This is a genomic window from Pseudomonas sp. GD04158 (assembly GCF_029834875.1).
Lineage (GTDB): Bacteria > Pseudomonadota > Gammaproteobacteria > Pseudomonadales > Pseudomonadaceae > Aquipseudomonas > Aquipseudomonas hydrolytica.
Window position 1 is genome coordinate 1 of the sequence record NZ_JAODYT010000089.1, and the last position, 14,850, is coordinate 14,850.

The 14,850-nt window shown below is 67.1% G+C and carries 13 protein-coding genes; 5 read left to right on the forward strand and 8 right to left on the reverse strand.

The genetic code is table 11. The annotated features are described in order from the left end of the window. Positions 1-913 (forward strand): DNA ligase D (gene ligD, locus N7333_RS21520; protein ID WP_279859367.1); only part of this gene is annotated, 913 nt, incomplete at its 5' end. A 189-nt stretch (positions 914-1,102) separates the two neighbouring features. Here the strand turns inward: ligD and N7333_RS21525 are convergent. Then, positions 1,103-2,758: a methyl-accepting chemotaxis protein gene (locus N7333_RS21525; protein WP_012019328.1), complete on the reverse strand. Its 1,656-nt coding sequence runs from the start codon at positions 2,756-2,758 to the stop codon at positions 1,103-1,105. 427 nt (positions 2,759-3,185) lie between these two features. Between N7333_RS21525 and N7333_RS21530 the strand changes: the two genes are divergently transcribed. From N7333_RS21530 to N7333_RS21540, 3 genes are all read left to right on the forward strand, one after another. Further along, positions 3,186-3,629 carry a MerR family transcriptional regulator gene (locus N7333_RS21530; protein ID WP_012019329.1) on the forward strand — a complete coding sequence of 148 codons (444 nt, stop codon included), beginning with the start codon at positions 3,186-3,188 and terminating at the stop codon, positions 3,627-3,629. A gap of 156 nt (positions 3,630-3,785) precedes the next feature. Next, positions 3,786-5,021, forward strand: a complete 1,236-nt coding sequence (locus N7333_RS21535) for an NADH:flavin oxidoreductase/NADH oxidase family protein (protein WP_129481627.1) — start codon at positions 3,786-3,788, stop codon at positions 5,019-5,021. 156 nt (positions 5,022-5,177) lie between these two features. Continuing rightward, positions 5,178-5,351 (forward strand): hypothetical protein, encoded by a 174-nt coding sequence (locus N7333_RS21540; protein ID WP_177491001.1) that lies wholly within the window; start codon positions 5,178-5,180, stop codon positions 5,349-5,351. A gap of 302 nt (positions 5,352-5,653) precedes the next feature. Here the strand turns inward: N7333_RS21540 and N7333_RS21545 are convergent, their stop codons facing one another. The 7 genes from N7333_RS21545 to pap all read right to left on the reverse strand — a co-directional run bounded on the left by N7333_RS21545 (position 5,654) and on the right by pap (position 13,992). Continuing rightward, positions 5,654-7,699: a pyridoxamine 5'-phosphate oxidase family protein gene (locus N7333_RS21545; RefSeq protein WP_129481628.1), complete on the reverse strand. Its 2,046-nt coding sequence runs from the start codon at positions 7,697-7,699 to the stop codon at positions 5,654-5,656. A 53-nt stretch (positions 7,700-7,752) separates the two neighbouring features. Then, positions 7,753-8,379 (reverse strand): glutathione S-transferase, encoded by a 627-nt coding sequence (locus tag N7333_RS21550; RefSeq protein ID WP_129481629.1) that lies wholly within the window; start codon positions 8,377-8,379, stop codon positions 7,753-7,755. 138 nt (positions 8,380-8,517) lie between these two features. After that, positions 8,518-9,408 (reverse strand): LysR family transcriptional regulator, encoded by an 891-nt coding sequence (locus N7333_RS21555; protein ID WP_129481630.1) that lies wholly within the window; start codon positions 9,406-9,408, stop codon positions 8,518-8,520. Continuing rightward, positions 9,405-10,328, reverse strand: coding sequence for a LysR family transcriptional regulator (locus N7333_RS21560; RefSeq protein ID WP_012019335.1), 924 nt, complete (start codon positions 10,326-10,328; stop codon positions 9,405-9,407). Before N7333_RS21560 ends, N7333_RS21555 begins: the two co-directional genes overlap by 4 nt. Positions 10,329-10,371: 43 nt before the next feature. Further along, positions 10,372-10,992, reverse strand: coding sequence for a LysE family translocator (locus N7333_RS21565; protein ID WP_129481631.1), 621 nt, complete (start codon positions 10,990-10,992; stop codon positions 10,372-10,374). 137 nt (positions 10,993-11,129) lie between these two features. Beyond that, positions 11,130-12,317: a thiolase family protein gene (locus N7333_RS21570; RefSeq protein WP_129481632.1), complete on the reverse strand. Its 1,188-nt coding sequence runs from the start codon at positions 12,315-12,317 to the stop codon at positions 11,130-11,132. Between the two features lie 184 nt (positions 12,318-12,501). Next, positions 12,502-13,992 carry a polyphosphate:AMP phosphotransferase gene (gene pap / locus N7333_RS21575; RefSeq protein ID WP_129481633.1) on the reverse strand — a complete coding sequence of 497 codons (1,491 nt, stop codon included), beginning with the start codon at positions 13,990-13,992 and terminating at the stop codon, positions 12,502-12,504. A gap of 146 nt (positions 13,993-14,138) precedes the next feature. Between pap and mnmD the strand changes: the two genes are divergently transcribed. Then, positions 14,139-14,850, forward strand: a 712-nt coding sequence (gene mnmD / locus N7333_RS21580) for a tRNA (5-methylaminomethyl-2-thiouridine)(34)-methyltransferase MnmD (RefSeq protein WP_279859368.1), incomplete at its 3' end; no start/stop codon positions are given.

Below are 14,850 nucleotides of genomic sequence, written 5' to 3' on the forward strand. Positions count from 1 at the left end.
CAAGGCAGGCGGCAAGCCGGTGGTCGCCGGCGTGGCGATCAGCAATGCGCAGCGGGTGATCGACCCCGACAGTGGCACCAGCAAACTGCAGCTGGCGCAGTTCTACGAAAGCATCGCCGACTGGCTGCTGCCGTACCTGAACAATCGCCCGGTATCGCTGCTGCGCGCACCGGAGGGCATCGGCGGCGAGCAGTTCTTCCAGAAGCATGCCGAGCGCCTGGCCATTCCCAACATCAAGCACCTCGACCCCGAGCTCGACCCCGGCCATGCCCGGCTGATGGAGATCGACAGCGTCGCCGCGCTGGTGGGCGCGGCGCAGATGGGCTGCATCGAACTGCACACCTGGGGCGCCACCAGCGACCGCATCGAAACGCCGGACCTGTTCGTGCTCGACCTCGACCCGGACCCCGCGCTGCCCTGGCGCAGCATGCTCGAGGCCACCCGCCTGACCCTGACGGTGCTCGACGAACTGGGCCTGCAGGCCTTTCTCAAGACCAGCGGCGGCAAGGGCATCCATATCATCGTGCCGCTGGCACGACGCGCCGGTTGGGACGAGGTCAAGGCCTTCGCCAAGGCCATCGCCCAGTTCATGACCAGCCAGTTGCCGGAGCGCTTCACCGCCACCTCCGGGCCGAAGAACCGGGTCGGCAAGATCTTCATCGACTACCTGCGCAACAGCCGCGGCGCCAGCACCGTGGCCGCCTATTCGGTCCGTGCGCGGCCGGGGCTGCCGGTGTCGGTGCCGATCAGCCGCGACGAGCTGGATGGCCTGCGCAGCGCCCAGCAATGGACGGTCGGCAATCTGCAGCAGCGTCTGGATGGGCTGAAACAGGATCCCTGGCAGGGCTACAGCAACCGCCAGCGCCTGACACGCGCCATGTGGGACAGGCTCGGCGCCAAGCCCCACTCGTAGGGTGCGCCATGCGCACCGGATCTTAGGGCGGCGATGCACAGCGCTCTGGTGCGCGCGGCGCACCCTACACGAGCCGACCGCAGGGTGCGCCATACACGCCGATCTTCCAGGCGGCGGTGCGCATCGCCCCGATGCGCGCGGCGCTCCCTACGGGCCGCGCTCACTGCGGGTGGAACGGACCGGCCGCCGTTACAGACGAAAGCGCGAGATATTCTCCCGTAGCGCCTCGCTGGTGCGCGCCAGGCTTTCGCTTTCCTGCTGCGCGCTCTGAAAGGCGCAAGCGGATTGCTCGGTGCTGTCGCGCACCGAGACGATGCCCCGGCTGATCTGCTCGGCCACTGCGCTCTGTTGCTCCGAAGCGGTGGCGATCTGCTGGTTCATGCCGTTGATGCGCTCGATCATGGCGACGATGCGCGCCACCGCCTCTCCGGCCTCGGACACGCCGGATACCGACTGGGCACTGGAGCTCTGGCAGCGCTGCATGTAGGCCGAGGTTTCGTCGGCGATCTTCTGCAGGCTGGCGATCAGCCCCTCGATTTCGGTCGTGGCCTCCTGGGTCCGCCGCGCCAGGCTGCGCACCTCGTCCGCCACCACGGCGAACCCACGCCCGGCCTCGCCGGCCCGCGCCGCTTCGATGGCCGCATTGAGCGCCAGCAGGTTGGTCTGATCGGCCACCGACTTGATGACGTCGAGCACGCTGCCGATGTTGCTGCTCTCGGTCTTCAAGCGCCCCATGGCTTCGCTGGAGTTGTCGATCACCTCGGCCAGCTCGCCGATCAGGCTCACCGCATGGCCGGCCTTGCGCTGGCTGTGCAGGGCAGCCTCATCCGCTTCGCTGGCGGCCTGCGCGGCGGACTCCGCACTGCGTGCCACGTCCTGCACCGTCGCCGCCATCTCGTGCACGGCGGTAACGATCTGCTCCACCTCCCGCTGGGCGTTGGCGACGCTGGCAGCGTTACGCAGGCTCGACTCGCTCAGCTCCTGACTGGAGTGCGCCACGGTGCGCGACGAATTGTCGATATCCTGGGTGACCTGGCGCAGGTTCTGCTGCATGCGCTGCAGTGCAGCGAGCACACTGTTCTCGGCGATGTCCACGGCCTTTTCCATGGTGCGCAGATCGCCTTCGGCGACGCGCTGGGCGATGCGGTTGAGGTCGCTCGGCTCGGCGCCCAGGGCCTTGAGCAGATGGCGGCTGATCAGGTGCCCCAGCACGGCAGCCAGTGCGAACGTGAGCACGGTGATCATCACCAGCACGTTGCGCTGGCGGTGGTACTGGGTCTCGTTGTCGATGACGCGCTGGTCGGCCACGTCAGTGGTGTGTACCAGGTACTCGTTGATCACTCGCGTCAACTCCTCGAGCAGTGGCGTGCACTGCTCGCTGACCATGCGCATGGCTTGCGCATCCTCGCCCTTGAACAGGTGCTCGGCGATGGTGCCGGCCACCGGGCTGTAACGCGCCTCGACCTGTTCGATACGGGCGAGCATCTCGCGTCCCGTCGCCGAAACGTCCTTGTGGGTGAGCATCGCCTCGCGCAGCCTGGCGAGGCTGTCCACCACGTTCTTTTCATGTGCGGCGATGGACGCTCGATACTGCCCTCGCGCTGCCGGCTCGGCGTTTAGCGCCAGATTGCGCAGGGCGATCGCCCTGTCCTTGACGGCCTCGCTGACCTGGCTGGCCAGACGCGCGCGCGCCTCCACACCGTTGATGTAGTCGGAAAACTCCCGATCGGCTGCCGCCAGGTTGTACAGGGAGACGCCGGCGATCAGCAGCATCAGGGCCAGCAGACAGGCATAGCTGGCGTAGAGCACCGCACGGGTGGAGAAGCGAGGGCTACGAGATTGCATAAATGGCTCCTGCCGAATAACGGGACGACGTGAAAGAACCTGTCAGTGAGGCATGGCTGGCGGGGCGCTGACCCGTTTCCCTGTCCGCCTGACAATCGAGCCCCCAACCGGGTCGGTCGCCAGCAAACTGCCTGGCCGACGACCACCCTGCCCGGTACCTGCCCCGCGCCGGACAGGTACCGGTCAATCCGCTACCGCAGCGGTGGCCTGGTCTGCCTGCCTGGTGCAGGCGCCGGGCTTCTGTCGACGCCCTGTGGCGTCGCGCTGCGTACCTTGTCTGTCCGAGCTTAGGTCAGATCACTGCCATGCGCCTCGCTGCGTTGCCCGCTAGTCGTCGGAGCGTCGCCGCCGACGGCCAGCCGAGCCTGCGTTGGCCGGAGCTGCAGGTTGACGTTAAGCTGCACCCCTTCCCCGGCAAAGGCGCGACATGGTGATGAAGATCGGCGAACTGGCGCAGCGCACGGGCCTTGCGGCCTCGCGCATCCGCTTCTACGAGAGCATCGGTCTGCTCAAGCTGGTGCAGCGTCAGGCCAATGGTTATCGCAGCTATCCGGAGGAAGCGGTGCTGGTGCTTAACCTGATCACCGCCGCGCAGCAGGCCGGTTTCAGCCTGGACGAACTGCGCACGCTGCTGCCGCAGGACCTGACGCAATGGCAGCACGGCAAGCTGCTCGATACCCTGCATGCCAAGGTGCGCGACATCGAGGCGCTGGAGCAGCGCCTGGCGCAGAGCAAGGGCCACCTGCTGGCGCTGATCGACGAGATCGAGAGCAAACCGGACGACCTCGACTGCGCCGCCAACGCCAAGCGTGTGTTGTCGAAGATGAACCTGGGCGAGACGAGCGAGGCGCCCAGGCGCGCGAAGAAATAAGCAAGTGCTCGCCCCCGCTGTAGGAGCCGGCTTGCTGGCGATCCGCTTGAACGCGCAACGCATCGCCAGCGAGCCGGCTCTTAAGCCCAATTTCTCGTTGACATTAAAGTGAACTTTAAAGTTAAGGTCGGCGCATCTTCAGTCGAGGAAGCGCCCATGACCCTGTTCGATCCCCTTGTCCTGCCCAACGGCTCGATCATCCCCAACCGCATCGCCAAGGCGGCGATGGAGGAGAATATGGCGGATGGCGAACATGCGCCGTCCGAGCACCTGATGCGCCTCTATCAGGCCTGGGCCGAGGGCGGTGCCGGCCTGCTGATCTCCGGCAACGTGATGGTCGACAGCCGTGCCATGACCGGTCCCGGTGGGGTGGTGCTGGAAGACGCCGCGCAGCTGGCCCGGTTCCAGCGCTGGGCCCGTATCGGCCGCGCCCAGGGCGCGCAGTTCTGGTTGCAGATCAACCATCCCGGCCGGCAGATGCAGGCCAACCTGGGCCAGCCGACCTGGGCGCCCTCGGCGGTGGCGCTGGAGCTGGGCAACCTGTCCAAGCGTTTCGCCACGCCGCAGGCGATGACCCCGGCGATGATCGAAGAGGTGATCGAGCGCTTCACCCAGACCGCTCGCCTGGGTGAACAGGCCGGTTTCAGCGGCGTGCAGATCCACGCTGCCCATGGCTACCTGCTCAGCCAGTTCCTCTCGCCGCTGACCAACCAGCGCAGCGACCAGTGGGGCGGCTCGCTGGAAAACCGCGCGCGCCTGCTGCTGGAGATCGTCAAGGCGGTGCGTGCCGCCGTGGCGCCAGGCTTCGCCGTGGCAGTCAAGCTGAACTCGGCGGATTTCCAGCGCGGCGGTTTCAGCGCCGACGACGCCCAGCAGGTGGTGCGCCTGCTGAGCGGGCTGAAGGTCGATCTGGTCGAGCTGTCCGGTGGCAGCTACGAGGCGCCGGCTATGCAAGGCCAGGCGCGCGACGGCCGGACCCTGGCGCGCGAGGCCTACTTCCTGGAGTTCGCCCGCGAGATTCGCGCGGTGGCGAGCATGCCGCTGATGGTCACCGGCGGCATCCGCCGTGCGCCCGTTGCCGAGCAGGTGCTGGCCAGCGGCATCGAGATGGTCGGCATCGGCACGGCCCTGTCCATCGAGCCGAACCTGCCGCGCGACTGGCAGCGCGGCCAGAACAGCGCCCCGCAACTGCCGCCGATCACCTGGGGCAACAAGGTGCTGGCTTCGCTGGCCAACATGGCGGTGGTGAAGTATCAGCTGCGCAAGCTGAGCCAGGGCCGGCAAACCCGGCCCGCGGTATCGCCGCTCTGGGCGCTGCTGCGCCAGCAGCTGAGCGACGCCCTGCGCACCCGCCAGTACCGACGCCGGATGGCGCGGCGCGCGCTGCAGTAGCCAGGCGCCTCGTCACGCGCCTGACAATCGGCAAGCCGTTTCGCTCGTTGCATTGGCGCAACAGTCCTTTGCCGAACCGGCGGTTAATTAGCTTGCTAACGAGGCGTATAAACGAAATGCGACCTTTCGCCGCACCCGCATTTCGAGGAGACAAGCATGAACGTGATCGTGCATGAGCGTGACAACGAACATCTTTCCCGTGAAGCCCGCGCCATGGGCACAGTGGTTTGGGACGTGATCCAGAATGGCGAGCTGGTCGGCATCTTCCCGACCCAGGGCGAAGCCGACGCTTACCGCAAGGAGCTGGAGGAGACACAAGCGCAAGGATAAGCCGAGGCTGTTGCCGTTTCGACCGAAACGGCAACAGCTTCACAGCGCCCACCGCGGCCCCGCCCAAGCATCGCTCTCGCCTGCACGACAACCTCATCTGCGCAGTTGCCAAGCCAACGCCAAAGCCCACCGCCGCCCGAACCTCCCACCGGCACCTCACGCCCTGGCAGCAGCTGCGTCGCCAGATAGCCCGATTCGACTTCCGCCTGCAGGTAAACATCACAGACAACGCGATCATGGCTCGATTCGGCATCAGGCCAGGCGTTATGGATAAAGAGTTGAACGCTCATTGCCCAGCCCTCTCACAGATCCAGCACCAGGGGTTGTACGCCTTCTTCGCCTTGTGCCGGCACCGCGCAGCAGATCAGCACGCCGCCATCATCCGGCAGCTCGGCCGGCGGATTGGGGTAGTGCACCTGGCCGCTGACCAGGCGCGTCTTGCAGGTGCCGCAGGAACCGCCGCGGCAACTGAACTCGGGCGTCAGGCCACGGCTTTCCGCCAGTTCCAGCAGGCTGCCGCTGTCCGGCGTCCAGCGCGCCTCCTTGCTCGAAGCGCTGAAGTACACCGGCACCGGTTCGCTCGCGGCGGGCGGCTGCACGAGGGTCGTCACCTGGCCATCGGTACGGCGCGTGAGCGTCGAGGGGCCGAACGCCTCGGCGTGGATGCGCTCATCGGCGACATTGAGGTCGCGCAGGCCATCGTAGATCGCCTGGGTAAAGGCGGCCGGGCCACACAGGTAGAAGTCGTAATCATCGAACGACAGCGCCGCCTTGATCTGCGCCAGGTCGATACGCCCCTGCTGCTCGTAGTCGCGACCCACTACAGCGTCCGCCTCCGGCGCGCTGAGGGCGCGGTGCACCTGCAGCAGACCGCCCGCGCGCTGCACCAGCTCATGCAGCTCGGACTGAAACGGCAGGTCGCTCAGCGTCCGCGCGCCCTGGAAGAAATGCATGCGCCTGCCCTGCCCCAACGCTACCTGCTCGCGCAGCATCGACAGCAAAGGCGTGATGCCGACGCCGGCACCAATCAGCACCAGCGGCCGGCGGCTTTCGCTGTTCAGGGTGAAGCTGCCCAGCGGCGCACGCACCTCCAGCACATCGCCCACCCGAACCTGCCCGTGCAGATGCCGCGACACCACGCCCTGCGCCTTGACGCTGATACGCAGGAAATCATCCGACGGCGCGCTGGACAGGCTGTAGGTGCGCAGCAGGGTTTCACCGCTGGCGGTGGCGATGCGAATCGGCAGGTGCTGACCGGCAGCGAAACCCGGTGCGGCACCCTGCTCCGGCGCCAGCACGAAGGAGCGGATATCGCTGCTTTCCTGCTGCACACTCTGCACACGCCAGCGCTGCCACTGGTTGCGCTGCTCACGCTCGCGCAGGCGCGCATCGGTTTCTGCCCAGGTGCCGGTCATCAGGCTGGTCGGTGCATATTCTTCGAAGGCCCAGCGCAGCGAAGCCGCCGCCGGGCGCAGCACCACCTGCTCGACGTCGAAGGTCCACAGCCGCTCGGCGCCTTCAAAGGCCTGAATCAGCGGGCTGTCGAGGATGATCTCGGCGCGGCCGGCCAGCTGCAGCACGTCGCCCGTGGCGAAGTCGACGAACAGCAGCCCGGCCCGCGGATTGACGCTGAGGTTGCCCAGGGTATTGAAGTGCAGGTTGCCGGCGTAGTCGGGAATGGTCAGGCGATTGCCCTGCACCCGTACGAAACCGGCACGCCCGCCACGGTGCGAGACGTCCACCGAACGACGGCCATCGTCGTGCTCGACGTAGCTGGCGACGAAAAAGGTATCGGCGCTGCCGATCATCTCGGCGCTGCGCGCATCCAGCTCGGTCGCGTCCAGGCGCTCGACGCCACGCTGGTGCACACGGCGGTACTGGCGCAGCTGGATGTACTGCGGGCAGTTGCCGAAGGAATGCTCCACATCGATGTCCAGGCGCTGCGCCGAGGCCTGGCGGATATGCCCGTTGATGCGATTGCGCCGCCGCGTGTGCAGCTCGATGCCGAGCAGGCCGATGGCATCGCCCGCATGCAGTCCACTGGTGGCCGGGTCGAGCGGATCGAGCGCCATGGCGGCCAGATCGAACGACAACTGACGCGGGTCGGGCGAGGTGACGAAGCCCTCCTCGCCTTCGATCAGGGTGGCCCAGGGCTGGCCGGCAGCATCCACGGCGCCGGCGATCATGAAGGGCAGTTGCCGGTAGAAGTCGCGATGCTGATCCGGCATGTAGTCGCGGATCACCTTCTGTCCGAGCACTTCCATGCGTTCGGCGACGCCGACCTTTTCCTGCAGTTGCTTTTCACCGGCATGCCAGGGCGAGTGCCGATGGCTGGGAAGCTGTTGCATGTTCTGCCCTCCATGAAAGCGGCCGCCGGGCGATCCCGGCGGCGGTCAGCGACTCAGGCCTGCAGACCGGCGGCGGTACGCGGCATCGGCACGAAACCCGGCAGCGCCTCGATGCGAGCCAGCCAGGCGCGGATGTTCGGATAGGGCTCCAGCGACACGTTGCCCTCCGGCGCATGGGCGATGTACGAGTAGTTGGCGACGTCGGCGATGCTCGGCTTGTCGCCGGTCAGGAACGGGGTTTCGCTCAGCTCGCCCTCCATCACGGTGAACAGGGCGTGGGCGCGGTTGATCACTTCTTCGGTGTTGAACGAGTAGCCGAACACGGTAACCAGGCGCGCGGCGGCGGGGCCGAAGGCCACCGGACCGGCCGCCACGGACAACCAGCGCTGCACACGGGCGGCAGCGGCCGGCTCCTGCGGCAGCCAGTCGCCATTGCCGTAGCGCTTGGCCAGGTAGACGAGGATGGCGTTGGAGTCGGCGACGACGGTGCCGCCGTCATCGATCACCGGTACCTGGCCGAAGGGGTTGAGTGCGAGGAACTCCGGCGTCTTGTGCGCGCCCTTGGCCAGATCGACGAAGATCAGCTCGGTGGGCAGCTGCAGCAGCGACAGCATCAGCTCGGCGCGGTGGGCATGGCCGGAACGGGGAAAGTTGTACAGCTTGATGGCGGGACGGGACATGGCGATGACTCCTTCGAGGTGGGCTTAGATCTCCGCGAAACGACTTGCCTTCGCGACGATGGGGCCAGTTTCGCCCCATCCAACCTGGAGAAGAATCCCCACTCAAGGCAATCCACTATTTCACTTTCTGCAATGACCTCAGACCTTAAAGGCCGGGTGGGCGCGCAGCCGCGGCACGGCAAAGTCGAGGAAGCTGCGTACCCGCGCGGCCGCCCGGCGCCCTTCGCGGTAATACAACTGCACCGGCAAGGGCGGCGCGGCGAAATCCTCAAGCACGGCCAGCAATTGCCCCGCCTGCAACTCATGATGGGCTTCGTAACTCAGGCAGCGGGTCAGCCCGAAGCCGGCGAGCGCCGCGCGAATGGACGCCTGCGGCGTGCTGCAGGTCAGCTGTGGCGCAAGCTTCACCACCCTGTCGGCAAAGCGCCATTCCCCGGCATGGCCGGTCGAGGAGGTAGCGATGGTGCGGTGCGCCGCCAAGGCGTCCGGGCTGGCCGGTCGGCCCCAACGCTGTAGATAGGCCGGTGCCGCACAGATCAGCGGGCGCACCTGCCCCAGCGGTACGGCGAAACCGGACGAACTGGGCAGGTGACCGACCACCAGCGCCAGGTCGATGCCCTCCTCCAGCAGCCTCGGCAGCTCCTCGCGCGCCAGGGTAGCCAGGCTCACCTCGGGAAAGGCCGCCAGGTAGTCGACGGCGATGGGCCCCAGCACCTGATGCGTCATCAACAGCGGCAGGGCCAGGGTCAACTGCCCGGCCGGGCTGGCATGCAGCCCCGTCACCGACTGCTCGGCCTCGTCCAGCCGTTGCAGGATGCGCTGGCAGCTGTCGGCGAAACGCGCCCCAGCCGGGCTCAGGCTCACACCGCGAGGCCCGCGCAGCAGCAGGGTGCAGTCCAGACGCTGCTCCAGGCTGGCGACGATGCGCATCACCGTGGCCTGCGACAGCTGCAGCGTCCTGGCAGCCGCCGCCAGGCTGCGCGCCTGTGCCACGGCGAGGAACACCTGCATTTCGCGGTGCTGGCTCATGGCGCGGACGGTGCGCCAGCCGCGCGCAGCGCCGGGTCGGCACGAAAGCTCGCGGCGCAGTGATCGACGAAGGTACGCACCTTGGCCGAAACCTGGCGACCGCCCTGATGAATGATATGCACCGGCAACGCCGGCGGTTCGAACGCCTCGAGCACCAGCTCGAGCTCGCCGCGCGCCACTGCGGCAGCCACCTGGTAGGACAGCACGCGGGTATAGCCCCAGCCCAGGCGCGCGGCGCCGATTGCCGCCTGGTTGGAGCTGACGGTGAAGCGCGGCGTGGGGGTGAAGCCGAACACGCCGTCGGCGCCGACGAACTGCCAATGGCTGAGCAGGCCGCTGGCGCTGGACATGACGATGGGCGCATCGCGCACTTCATGCGGATGCTGTGGCCGCCCGACGCGGTCGAGGAAGGCCGGCGCCGCGCAGACCACCGGGCGAATCTGCCCGACCTGCAACGCCTGGTGATCACCTTCGGGCAGCGAACCGATGCGCACGGCAACGTCGATGCCCTCCTCCATCATGTTCACCACGCGGTCGACCAGCAGCGCATTGATCTCCACGTCCGGGTAGCTGTCGAGGTACTGGGTGATGCGCGGAATCAGGAACAGCTCGCCGAACATCACCGGCGCGGTCACGGTGAGCCGGCCACGCGGGCGCACGCTGCCACCGGCAGCCAGCTCCTCGGCTTCCTCCAGCTCCAGCAGAATGCGCCGGCAGTCCTCGACATAACGCTGGCCGGCTTCGGTCAGGCGCAGGCTGCGGGTATTGCGCGCCAGCAGCAGCGTGCCGAGGCGCGCCTCCAGCGCCGCGACGGCGCGGGTCACGCTGGGCGGCGAGATGCCCAGCAGCTTGGCGCCACCGGCGAAGCTCTCGGCCTCGGTCACGGCCAGCAGCACCTTCATTTCCTGAAACCGATCCATCGTCACCGCCCGTTTCGTTGCCGCGAGGGCACAAGATAACGCCTCAGCGCCTGCTCAATGCCAGGCGCGCGGCGAACAGCAAGAAGATCAGCCCCGTGCTGCGATCCATCCACCTGATCACCGCCTCGCGCCGCAACCAGCGACCGAGCGGCTGGGTGGCGCCGATCAGCAGCGCCGCCCAGACCAGGCTGAGCGCCACGTGGATGCCCACCAGGCCGAAGGTCCAGGCGATCAGCGGCTGCCCCTGCGGGATGAACTGCGGCAGAAAGGACAGGTAGAAAATGCCCACCTTGGGGTTGAGCACGTTGCCCAGCAGGCCGCGCAGGAACCAGTTGGCGCCGGGCTGGCCGCCGGCCTGCGCCGGCGCCAGGGAGTTGCGCGGGCGCAGCAGCATGTTCAGCCCGAGCCAGGCCAGATAAGCCGCGCCGCAGTACTTGAGCAGGTTGTAGCCGAACTCGGACACCGCCAGCAGCGCGCCCAGGCCGAAGGCCACCGCCGCGCCCCAGAGCAGGCAGCCGGCATTGATGCCCAGCGCGGCGCGAAACGCCTGTCGCCGGCCTTCGACCGCCGCGGTGCGCAATACCAGCGCGGTATCGATGCCCGGGGTAAGGGTCAGCAAGGTGGCCGCCAGGGTGAAGGCGATGAGGTTTTCGGCAAAGGGCATCGGCGCAGGCTCCGTCTGAGCAGGCGCCGATTATAGACAGGGCATTGCTGGCCGTCGTCCCGTAGGGTGCGCCGTGCGCACCGCGGTTCGTTCATGCGATGCGTGTTGCCGGTGGTGCGCGGCGCACCCTACGTCGTTTAGCCGCGATAGGCCTCGAACAACCCCGTGGCGCCCATGCCGCCGCCGACGCACATGGTGACGATGCCGTAACGCAGCTCGCGGCGCTGCAGTTCGCGCACCAGATGGCCGACCTGACGCGAGCCGGTCATGCCGAACGGGTGGCCGATGGAGATGGAGCCGCCGTTGACGTTGTATTTCTCGTTGTCGATCTCGAGCTTGTCGCGGCAGTACAGGCACTGCGAGGCGAAGGCCTCGTTGAGCTCCCACAGGTCGATATCGTCGACCGACAGCCCCTTGGCCTTGAGCAGCTTGGGTACCGAGAACACCGGGCCGATGCCCATTTCGTCCGGCTCGCAGCCGGCCACGGTGAAGCCGCGGAAATAGGCCTTGGGTTTGAGGCCCAGCTCCAGCGCCTTCTCCAGGCTCATCACCAGGGTCATGGAGGCGCCGTCGGACAGCTGCGAGGCGTTGCCGGCGGTGACGCTACCGGCCGGGTCGAACGCCGGCTGCAGCTTGGCCAGGGATTCGAGGGTGGTATCCGGGCGGTTGCAGTCGTCGGCCTCGACCACGCCGTCGAGAATCTTCTTCTCGCCGGTGGCCTTGTCTTCCACCTGGTACTTCACCGCCATCGGCACGATCTCGTCGGCGAACAGGCCTTCGGCCTGAGCCCGCGCGGTGCGCTGCTGGCTCTGCAGGGCGTAGGCGTCCTGGGCCTCGCGGCTGATGCCGTAGCGGTTGGCGACGATTTCGGCAGTCTTGCCCATGGGGTAGTAGATGCCGGGGTTGTCCTGCTGCAGCAGCGGGTTGAACAGGTTGTCCATGTTCATGCTTTTCAGGGTCATGGTGATGGACTCGACGCCGCCGGCGACGATGATGTCGCTGCAGCCGGATGCCACCTGGTTGGCGGCGATGGCGATGGCCTGCAGGCCCGAGGAGCAGAAGCGGTTGAGGGTCATGCCCGCCACCGGGTTGCCCAGGCGCGACAGCACGGCGACGTTGCGGCCGATGTTCATGCCCTGCGCGCCCTCGTTGGAACCGGCGCCGACGATGCAGTCGTCGACCAGCGCCGGATCGATGCCATTGCGCACCAGCAGCGCATCGACGCAGTGGGCGGCCATGTCGTCCGGCCGGGTCAGATTGAACTTGCCGCGGAAGGACTTGGCCAGGCCAGTCCGCACGCTGTCGACGATCACCACTTCACGCATGACGCACCTCGTTGTTATTGGATGGCGAATGGCGGGAAGATAAATCCAGCCCATGCCTGGGCGCGACCATCATTGATCTGGCGTATACGGGTCGATGCAGGGCGTAGCCCGGATGCAATCCGGGGCTGGCGATGCATTGCACTGCGCCTCGCCAGCAAGCTGGCTCCTACCTACCGCGCCGGCCTCAATCCCTGGCGAACGCCGCCTCGATGGCCTGGTTGATGGTGCGCAGCACCTTGACCCGGGCGAAGCGCTTGTCGTTGGCCTCCACCAGCGTCCAGGGCGCGATTTCGGTGCTGGTGCGATCGACCATATCGCCCACCGCATCGGCGTAATCGTTCCACTTGTCGCGGTTGCGCCAGTCTTCCTCGGTGATCTTGAAGCGCTTGAAGGGGATCTTTTCCCGCTCCTGGAAACGCTCCAGTTGCGTCTGCTGATCGATGGCCAGCCAGAACTTCACCAGGATCACCCCGGCGTTGGTCAGTTGCTCCTCGAAGTCGTTGATTTCGCCGTAGGCACGCAGCCAGTCGGCCTCGCTGCAGAAGCCCTCGACCCGCTCCACCAGCACGCGGCCGTACCAGCTGCGGTCGAAGATGGTGAACTTGCCGCGCGCCGGAATGTGTCGCCAGAAGCGCCACAGATAAGGTTGCGCGCGCTCTTCCTCGGTCGGCGCCGCCACCGGCACGATGCGGTACTGGCGCGGGTCCAGCGCACCGGTGACGCGGCGAATGGCCCCGCCCTTGCCGGCCGCGTCGTTGCCTTCGAACACCGCGAGCAGCGCGTGCTTGCGCATGCGCTTGTCGCGCATCAGGCCGGACAGGCGCGCCTGCTCCAACGCCAGTTGCTCCTTGTAATCCTCCTTGCCCAGGACCTGGGTCATGTCCAGGCTGTCGAGCAGGCCGCGGTTGTCCAGGCTCGACACCAGCGGTGCGGCGTGGGGCTGCAGCTGCACGCGCGGCTTGCTCTCGGCCAGCGCCGCCTGCAGGCCTTCGAGCAGGATGCGGCCGACGGTGAGGCTGCGGTAGTAGTGATCGACGCCCTCGACCACGTACCAGGGCGCATAGTCGCGGCTGGTGCGGCGCAGCACGCGCTCGCCGTAGTGGACGAACTTGTCGTAGGTCTTCGACTGCTGCCAGTCCAGCGGGCTGATGCGCCAGCTGTGCAGCGGATCGTCCTTGAGCGCTTCGAGCCGCGCCTTCATGTGCTTCTTGGACAGGTGGAACCAGAACTTGAAGATCAGCGCGCCCTCGTCGCAGAGCATGCGCTCCAGGCGCTCGGCGCCGTCGATGGCCTGGTCCAGCACGGCGTCCTTGAAACGGCCGTGCACGCGCCCCTGCAACATCTGGCTGTACCAGTTGCCGAAGAACACGCCGATGCGTCCCTTCGGCGGCAGCTGGCGCCAGTAGCGCCAGGCCGGTGGCCGCGCCAGCTCCTCGTCGGTCTGCACATCGAAGGTGCTGACCTGAATCAGCCGCGGGTCCATCCACTCGTTGAGCAGCTTGACCGTCTCGCCCTTGCCGGCGCCTTCGATGCCGTTGATCAACACGATCACCGGAAAGCGCGCCTGCTGCCTGAGCTCGTACTGCGCCTCCAACAGCGCCTCGCGCAGCGCCGGCTCTTCGGCCTCGAAGGTGGCCTTGTCGAGACTGCGACCGATTTCGGCGGATTCGAACATGCAGAAAACCTCCCTGGAATGATCGTTAAAGCGTAATGGATCGGCCGCGACTTTGCCTGGCAGCGGCTCGCCACGGATTGACCTGCGCCGGGTAAAGCGCGTGCGCAGCGGTTAGAATCGCCGCCTGTTTTACCCGGAACTCCACCATGTCCGATGCCCACAACGCCCAGCTCGACTGGGACGAACACGGCCAGCCGCTGTCGCGCAGCTATGGCGACGTGTACTTCTCCCGCGCCAACGGCCTAGAAGAAACCCGTCACGTCTTCCTCGCTCACAACCAGATCATCGAGCGCTGCCAGGCCCTGCCGGCCGGCGGGCGCCTGGTGATCGGCGAAACCGGCTTCGGCACCGGGCTCAATTTTCTCTGCGCCTGGCAAGCCTTCGCCGAACACGCCCCGCGCGATGCGCGGCTGCACTTCGTCAGCGTGGAGAAATTCCCCCTGACCCAGACGGACCTGCAGCGCGCCCTGGCCCTGTGGCCGGAGCTGGCGCCCTACGCCGAGCAATTGCTGGCGCAGTACCGCGCCATCCATCCCGGCTTTCAGCGCCTGCTGCTCGACGGCGGCCGCGTGGTGCTGACGCTGATGATCGGTGACGTGCTCGAGTGCCTGCCGCAGCTGGACGCCAAGGTCGATGCCTGGTTCCTCGACGGTTTCGCCCCGGCGAAGAACCCGGAGATGTGGACGGACAGTCTGTTCACCGAACTGGCCAGGCTGTCGGCGCCCGGCGCCACGCTGGCCACCTTCACCAGTGCGGGTTTCGTCCGCCGCGGGCTGATCGCCGCCGGCTTCGCCGTGCAGCGGGTCAAGGGCTTCGGCCACAAGCGCGAGATGCTGGCCGGCCCCTTCCAGGCTGAAC

Excerpts from the sequence above, each read along its gene's own strand:
- N7333_RS21525 (WP_012019328.1), bottom strand. The coding sequence starts at position 2,758 with ATGCAATCTCGTAGCCCTCGCTTCTCCACCCGTGCGGTGCTCTACGCC.
- N7333_RS21530 (WP_012019329.1), top strand. The coding sequence starts at position 3,186 with ATGGTGATGAAGATCGGCGAACTGGCGCAGCGCACGGGCCTTGCGGCC.
- N7333_RS21535 (WP_129481627.1), top strand. The coding sequence starts at position 3,786 with ATGACCCTGTTCGATCCCCTTGTCCTGCCCAACGGCTCGATCATCCCC.
- N7333_RS21540 (WP_177491001.1), top strand. The coding sequence starts at position 5,178 with ATGAACGTGATCGTGCATGAGCGTGACAACGAACATCTTTCCCGTGAA.
- N7333_RS21545 (WP_129481628.1), bottom strand. The coding sequence starts at position 7,699 with ATGCAACAGCTTCCCAGCCATCGGCACTCGCCCTGGCATGCCGGTGAA.
- N7333_RS21550 (WP_129481629.1), bottom strand. The coding sequence starts at position 8,379 with ATGTCCCGTCCCGCCATCAAGCTGTACAACTTTCCCCGTTCCGGCCAT.
- N7333_RS21555 (WP_129481630.1), bottom strand. The coding sequence starts at position 9,408 with ATGAGCCAGCACCGCGAAATGCAGGTGTTCCTCGCCGTGGCACAGGCG.
- N7333_RS21560 (WP_012019335.1), bottom strand. The coding sequence starts at position 10,328 with ATGGATCGGTTTCAGGAAATGAAGGTGCTGCTGGCCGTGACCGAGGCC.
- N7333_RS21565 (WP_129481631.1), bottom strand. The coding sequence starts at position 10,992 with ATGCCCTTTGCCGAAAACCTCATCGCCTTCACCCTGGCGGCCACCTTG.
- N7333_RS21570 (WP_129481632.1), bottom strand. The coding sequence starts at position 12,317 with ATGCGTGAAGTGGTGATCGTCGACAGCGTGCGGACTGGCCTGGCCAAG.
- pap (WP_129481633.1), bottom strand. The coding sequence starts at position 13,992 with ATGTTCGAATCCGCCGAAATCGGTCGCAGTCTCGACAAGGCCACCTTC.